Source organism: Sphingomonas sp. CCH9-F2 (assembly GCF_001556735.1).
Lineage (GTDB): Bacteria > Pseudomonadota > Alphaproteobacteria > Sphingomonadales > Sphingomonadaceae > Sphingomonas > Sphingomonas ginsenosidimutans.
In genome coordinates this window covers 1-1,443 of sequence record NZ_LSJO01000013.1, presented here as the reverse complement: position 1 = coordinate 1,443, position 1,443 = coordinate 1, and the positions used below count along the sequence as shown (strand labels likewise).

The following is a 1,443-nucleotide window of genomic DNA, read 5'->3' as shown; positions in this document are numbered from 1 at the left end:
CCCGGCCGAGCCGCTGCGCGAGACGGTCGACGGGATCGATTTCCACCGCACGCCCAAGGCGGCGCGCGGCGGCGTGGTGGGCGAGATCGCGGCGCTGGCGCGGCGCGTGCGGGAGGTGGCCGACGCCTTCCGCCCCGACGTGATCCACGCGCATTCGCCGGTGATCGACGCACTGGCGGCGCTGTGGCCGGCGCGGCGGCGCGGCATCCCGCTGTTGTACGAGATCCGCGCCTTCTGGGAGGATGCCGCGGTCGGCAACGGCACCGGGCGCGAGGGATCGGCGCGCTACCGCGCGACGAAGGCGCTGGAGGGCTGGGCGGTGGCGCGCGCCGATGCGGTCGCGGTGATCTGCGAGGGGTTGCGCGGCGACCTGGTGGCGCGCGGCGTGCCAGCGGACAAGATCATGATATCCCCCAATGGCGTTGACCTCACGCTGTTCGGCACCCCGCCGGCGCGCGATGCGGCACTGGCGGAGCGATGGGGGCTGGGCGACGAGGTGATCGGCTTCATCGGCAGCTTCTACGATTACGAGGGGCTGGACGATCTGATCGCGGCGATGCCCGCGCTGGCGTCGCGCCGGCCGCGCGCGCAATTGCTGCTGGTCGGCGGCGGGCCGATGGAGGCGGCGCTGCGGGCGCAGGCGTCGGCATCGCCCGCCGCGGCGCGCATCCGCTTCGTCGGGCGCGTGCCGCATCATGAGGTGGAGCGCTACTACGGGCTGGTCGACGTGCTCGCCTATCCGCGCAAGCGGATGCGGCTGACCGATCTGGTCACCCCGCTCAAGCCGCTGGAGGCGATGGCGCAGGGTCGGCTGGTCGCCGCGTCCGACGTCGGCGGCCATCGCGAGCTGATTCGCGACGGAGACACCGGCACGCTGTTCGCGGCGGGCGATCCGGGGGCGATCGCCGATGCGCTGGCGGGGCTATTGTCCGACCGATCGGGGTGGGACGCGCGGCGCGAACGCGCGCGCGCCTTCGTCGCGGCGGAGCGCGACTGGGCCACCAACGTTCATCGCTACGATGCTGTTTACCAACGGCTTACGGGTGATGCCTATAGCAAGGGGCCATGGTCGCGACGCTCCCCCACCACCGGCCCGAATCGGGTCTGAACGCCACGCTGCTGCCGATTGCGGCGATCCTTGCGGGGATCGGCGTGGCGGCCGGTATCGCCACCGCGCCGGGCGAGGTGCTGAACGCGGTGGTGATGCGATCGCATCTGCCCGACTGGGTGCCCGCCGCCGCGCCGCCGATCGGCGTCACCGGGCGGACGTTGCTGGCGCTGGTCGCCGGCGCGCTGGTGATGATGGCGGGGCTGGGTGCGGCGGGGTGGTGGCGGCTGCCGCGGCGTCGGCGCGCCGATCCGATGATCCCGGCGGTGCGCCGCGCCGATGCGCACCCCGATGCGCCGCCGCGCCGCCCGATCCGCGCCAGCGAGGACCTGGGC

Annotated in this window: 1 protein-coding gene and 1 pseudogene; both read left to right on the top strand. The window is 74.0% G+C overall.

The window, feature by feature from the left end:
- On the top strand, positions 1 to 1,108 hold a 1,108-nt coding region (locus tag AX685_RS00420), incomplete at its 5' end, for a TIGR04063 family PEP-CTERM/XrtA system glycosyltransferase (protein ID WP_066484305.1).
- A pseudogene (locus tag AX685_RS00415) lies at positions 1,066 to 1,443 on the top strand (hypothetical protein); the annotation flags it as partial. The gene AX685_RS00420 and the pseudogene AX685_RS00415, both read left to right, overlap by 43 nt.